This is a genomic window from Draconibacterium sp., assembly GCF_041583095.1.
In the GTDB taxonomy this organism is placed as follows: Bacteria; Bacteroidota; Bacteroidia; order Bacteroidales; family Prolixibacteraceae; genus Draconibacterium.
The window spans coordinates 1-4,912 of record NZ_JBFHGM010000338.1; the positions used below are offsets into that span (position 1 = coordinate 1).

Below are 4,912 nucleotides of genomic sequence, written 5' to 3' on the forward strand. Positions count from 1 at the left end.
GCCGGATTACAAGGCGCACACAACGATTGTGCGATGAATAGCTTACTGATTGCGCCTTTAAATTACCGCACATCAACCCCGGGTTTCACCCGGGGTTAGTCACATTTTATCCCTTCGGGATATTGAACTGAATTACAAAGTTTAGACGAGTTTATTGACCTGCAAGGTTGCAATTGCAAGATTTTATGACGCGGGAAGCGTTTACTGTGAATAATCCGGTGCGTAGCGCCGGGATGAAATGACCAAAGGGAAATCGTCCGATGAAGAAAGCAGATCGAAGCCAGATGGTTTTCCCGGACGAAACTCAAACGGCAATACACATAAAATGATGAGGACTTTCAGAAAAAAAAGCAGGAGCCTGGAATCCTGCTTTTATAAATTTCGTGTGACCGGAGAACGTCTTAATTCTTGTTTTTTGCTTTTTTTTAAAGCTTTTGCAAGTTATAGTAGTAAAGCCAAAAAGTAAATACCCAATATTGGGTATTTTTCCGTACCTTGAGAAGGCTTAAGATTTTTTGAAAGTCACAGAAAAACATGGACAATACAAGTTTAAACAGAATAAAACAAGCATGGGAGGCCAACAAAATTAAACACCCGGTTAAATCGGAATTGTACCTAAACATCATTGAACAAGTAGTAAATTTCTTTACTCCCGGAAGCTTCTATTACTACATCATGAACTTCGAAACCCTTGAAATGGATTACGTTGATTCACGGATAGAAACAGTCTTAGGAGTAAACACTAAAGACTGGAGCCTTGAACGATTGTTTGAGCTGGTGCACCCCGAGGATCAGGAGCAAATGTCACGCAAGGAAGCAAAAGCAGTAGAATTTACGCTTAACCGAATTGCAAAAGAAGAAATATTAAAATACAAAGTGGTTTATCTTTTACGTCTGCGTCATGCCAATGGAAATTACAAAACCATATTACAGCAGTCAAAAGCTCTCACACTTTCAGAGGACGGCAAAGTACAACAGGTATTAGGTATTCACACCGATGTTACTCACCTGAATATGGAGATTGACCATAAAATATCGTTTATCGGAGATGGGCTTCCATCGTACTATTCGCTGTCAACCGATGACGATTTTTATCCGGTAAAGCTCGATTATCACACGCTTTTCACTTCGCGCGAAAAAGAAATTCTGGGCAACATTGCCAAAGGAAAAACATTTGGAGAAATAGCAGAAATACTAAATATTTCGCCACACACCATTAACACCCACAAAAAAAATATCCTGAAAAAAACCGATTGTAACAACACCACCGAATTGATTGCACGTTGCGTTCGCGAAGGAGTGATTTAGAAAGGGAGAAAATTGCTAGCGATAGAAATTCATTTCCTCCAGGTACTCCCAGCTTTTTTGCGGAAGAAAATGTCGCACATCCTTACCTTCTTTTATGGCTTTACGGATAAACGAAGATGAAATTTCCATTAACGGAGCATCTTTGGCTATTGTGATGTTTTTCTCCACCTGTACGTTATCCGGATCAAAACCGGGGCGCGGATAAACTATTATTCCGTAATCACCGAGTATGGTTTCGTAATTTTTCCACTTATGAAAGTTTTCGAGATTGTCCGAGCCCATCAATATTTTAAAATGATAGTTCGGGTGCTGTTCTTTTAAATAAGCCAATGTGTCGACCGTATAACTGGGTTTTGGCAGACTAAATTCGATATTTGAAGCCCGAAACCGATCGTCGCCTTCAACAGCACGGTGCACCAGCTCCAAACGCTGGTAATCATCCAACAGATTGTTTTTCTTTTTTAGCGGATTATGCGGCGACACCACAAACCACAGCTGATCGACATCGGTGTATTCCACCATATAATTGGCAATAGCCAAATGACCGATGTGAATTGGATTGTAGCTACCAAAGTAAAGCCCAATCGTTAATTTCAGATTGGTTTTGGGTGCGAGTATGTCGGTAACCAGGTTATTCATATCTTTTTAAAACTCCCAACGCTAAATACTCAATAATCAATATCCAAATTTAGAAATTCTACATTGAACATTCATTATTGGATATTTTTACTTTCTCAGAAATTCCGTGATAATTTTTTCAGCCTCCACAAAAGCATCTTCCAGCTTGTCGTTTATAATCACCACATCAAACTGCGGGGCAAAACTCAATTCGTGCTCGGCTTTGGCTACGCGCATGGCAATTTTTTCTTCGCTATCGGTTGATCGGCCAACCAGGCGGTTACGCAACTCTTCCACCGACGGAGGCTGCACAAAAACAGCCAGTGCCTCATCGCCATAGTATTTTTTAATGTTCAGACCACCAACAACATCTACATCAAAAACCACATTTTTGCCTTGCTCGCGAATACGTTCCACTTCGCTTTTCAGCGTTCGGTAATTGGTTCCTTTGTACACTTCTTCCCACTCCAGAAACTCGTCGTTTTCCACTTTTGCCAAAAACTCCTCACCCGATAAAAAGTAATAATCTTTACCGTGTGTTTCGGTGTGGCGTGGTTCACGGCTGGTGGCCGATATCGAAAATTCAAGATCGAAACCTTGCTGTAATAAATGTTTTACTATGGTGGTTTTACCGGCTCCCGATGGAGCCGAAAATATGATTAATTTTCCCTTCATTATTATTTAGCTTCGAGCTGCTAGCTACGAGATCTTTTAACTTTTGCCTTGTTACAAAACGTTTAACAATTGTTCTTTTACGCGCTCCAGATGGTCTTTCATCTGCACCACGATACGCTGAATATTGGTTTCGTTGGCTTTTGATCCGATGGTGTTGATTTCGCGACCGATTTCCTGCGATATAAAACCAAGTTTTTTACCCGATGCACCGTTTTGTTTTGCGGTTTCGAAGAAATACTCGCAATGGTTGGCCAAACGAACTTTCTCCTCGTTAATATCCAGTTTTTCAAGGTAAAAGATCAGTTCCTGCTCAAAACGGTTTTCATCTATATTGCCATTCATTTTCAGCGCTTCCAGATTATCGGTCAAACGAACTTTCAGGGCATCAATACGCTGTTTCTCGAACGGCTCAACCTGTTTTAACAAACTACTGATGTTCTCCACATTGCCAAGAATATCAGACTCAAGTGCATTCCCTTCTTTTTCACGAAAAGAATTTATGTCCTCAAGCGCTGCCAGAATATTCGAGTATATGGTTCCCCATTCTGATTCGTCGAGTGTTTCGTATTCGGTTTTTACCACATCGGGCAAACGCATAGCCGCCTGCAACGTACTTTGGTCAACAGCCAATCCCAGTTCTTTGCTGATCTCATTCAGTTGATTGTAATAACCTTTCAGAATGGGCTCGTTAATTTTCGAGTTGGTTTCGTCGCCCAGGTTTTCCACGTATATGTTAAAATCAACTTTCCCGCGCACCAGTTTTTCGGCAATCGCTTTACGAATAATAATATCTTTTTCGCGATACAAAGCGGGAGTCCGGGTGTTAATATCGATTTGTTTACTGTTTAGCGATTTAATTTCAATGGTAATCTTTTTGTTGTTTACCTCGAATTCGGCTTTACCGAAGCCGGTCATTGATTTTATCATTTGGAATTAATTTTTATTCAAATTTAGTATAAAGTCTGTAAAAACAGCAGAACGGATTCCTGATGTTGAAAACTGGATACTCGATCCTGGATGCCGGATGCTCTATTTTGGATTCTTGATGCTGGATCATCATTAAAGCATTATCGCATTTAAGCATTCCTTCCCTTCAATCCCTCAATCCTTCAGTCCTTCAGTCCTTCAACTCTTTTATCTCATAAGATCACTCCCGATCCGATCAGTTCATCATCCAAATACCAGGCAGCAAATTGCCCGGAAGTGATTCCCCGTTGTTCGTTTTCGAACAAAAACCAGGCACCATCTTCTTTCATGTGTATCGTTCCTTTTTCCAGTGGCTGACGATAACGAATGCGGATATCAAAATCGCGTTTCTCGCCAACTTCCATCTTCTGATCGGGGCGTATCCAGTGCATGTTTTCTGTAGCAACGAACAAACCTTTGCGGTACAGTCCGGGATGTTCAAAGCCCTCGCCCACATAAATTATATTGCGTTTTACATCGGTGCCAATAACAAAAAGCGGCTCTTTACGGCCACCAATATTCAGCCCTTTACGTTGCCCAACGGTATAAAAATGTGCGCCCTGATGTTCGCCAATTACTTCGCCATTCCACGGTTTATACGGAAACTGAAAACACAGCTTTTTGTAGTTTTCTTCCGAAACCTCTACTTGCTTTTTCTTTTCCATGAATTGGGCCGGAATTTCGATAACGTTACCCACTTTGGGTTCCAGTTGCTGCTGCAAAAAGGTGGGCAGGTCAACCTTACCAACAAAACAAATACCCTGCGAATCTTTACGCTCGGCAGTTGGCAGGTTTTGCTTTCGCGCAATTTCGCGTACTTCAGGCTTTAACAACTCGCCTACCGGAAACATGGCTTTTGAGAGCTGCTTCTGGTTCAGCTGACACAGGAAATAACTCTGGTCTTTATTCGGATCTTTACCCGCCAGCAACTGGTGAATCGTTTCTCCGTCCACTTCCACCTCGCTTTTCCGGCAATAATGCCCTGTTGCCACAAAATCGGCATCAAACTTCAGGGCTTCTTCCATAAAAGTGTCGAATTTAATCTCGCGGTTACACAGCACATCGGGGTTTGGCGTACGTCCGGCCTGGTATTCGGCAAACATATAATCCACCACGCGTTTTTTGTAATCCTCGCTCAAATCGACAATATGAAACGGGATATCGAGCTTTTTGGCCACCATTTTGGCAATCAGCGAGTCTTCTTCCCACGTACACGAACTGGTAAGCACACCTTCGCGTTCGCGGTAGTTAATCATAAACAACCCGATCACCTCGTGCCCCTGCTCCTTTAACAGCCAGGCTGCTACACTCGAATCAACACCACCTGAAAGTCCTACTACTACCC

General features: G+C 42.1%; 5 protein-coding genes. 1 reads left to right on the forward strand and 4 read right to left on the reverse strand.

All coding sequences use genetic code 11. The features are described from left to right. Positions 1-534 precede the first annotated feature (534 nt). Positions 535-1,308: a LuxR C-terminal-related transcriptional regulator gene (locus ABZB17_RS20495; protein ID WP_372653147.1), complete on the forward strand. Its 774-nt coding sequence runs from the start codon at positions 535-537 to the stop codon at positions 1,306-1,308. A gap of 15 nt (positions 1,309-1,323) precedes the next feature. Here the strand turns inward: ABZB17_RS20495 and nadD are convergent, their stop codons facing one another. From nadD to mnmA, 4 genes are all read right to left on the reverse strand, one after another. Next, positions 1,324-1,947, reverse strand: a complete 624-nt coding sequence (gene nadD, locus ABZB17_RS20500) for a nicotinate (nicotinamide) nucleotide adenylyltransferase (RefSeq protein WP_372653149.1) — start codon at positions 1,945-1,947, stop codon at positions 1,324-1,326. Between the two features lie 87 nt (positions 1,948-2,034). Then, a complete protein-coding gene (gene gmk / locus ABZB17_RS20505; RefSeq protein ID WP_372653151.1) occupies positions 2,035-2,601 on the reverse strand; it encodes a guanylate kinase in 567 nt (188 codons plus the stop codon). A 51-nt stretch (positions 2,602-2,652) separates the two neighbouring features. Next, a complete protein-coding gene (locus ABZB17_RS20510) occupies positions 2,653-3,528 on the reverse strand; it encodes a YicC/YloC family endoribonuclease (protein WP_372653153.1) in 876 nt (291 codons plus the stop codon). Between the two features lie 212 nt (positions 3,529-3,740). Next, on the reverse strand, positions 3,741-4,912 hold a 1,172-nt coding region (gene mnmA, locus ABZB17_RS20515), incomplete at its 5' end, for a tRNA 2-thiouridine(34) synthase MnmA (protein ID WP_372653155.1).

Excerpts from the sequence above, each read along its gene's own strand:
- ABZB17_RS20495 (WP_372653147.1), top strand. The coding sequence starts at position 535 with ATGGACAATACAAGTTTAAACAGAATAAAACAAGCATGGGAGGCCAAC.
- nadD (WP_372653149.1), bottom strand. The coding sequence starts at position 1,947 with ATGAATAACCTGGTTACCGACATACTCGCACCCAAAACCAATCTGAAA.
- gmk (WP_372653151.1), bottom strand. The coding sequence starts at position 2,601 with ATGAAGGGAAAATTAATCATATTTTCGGCTCCATCGGGAGCCGGTAAA.
- ABZB17_RS20510 (WP_372653153.1), bottom strand. The coding sequence starts at position 3,528 with ATGATAAAATCAATGACCGGCTTCGGTAAAGCCGAATTCGAGGTAAAC.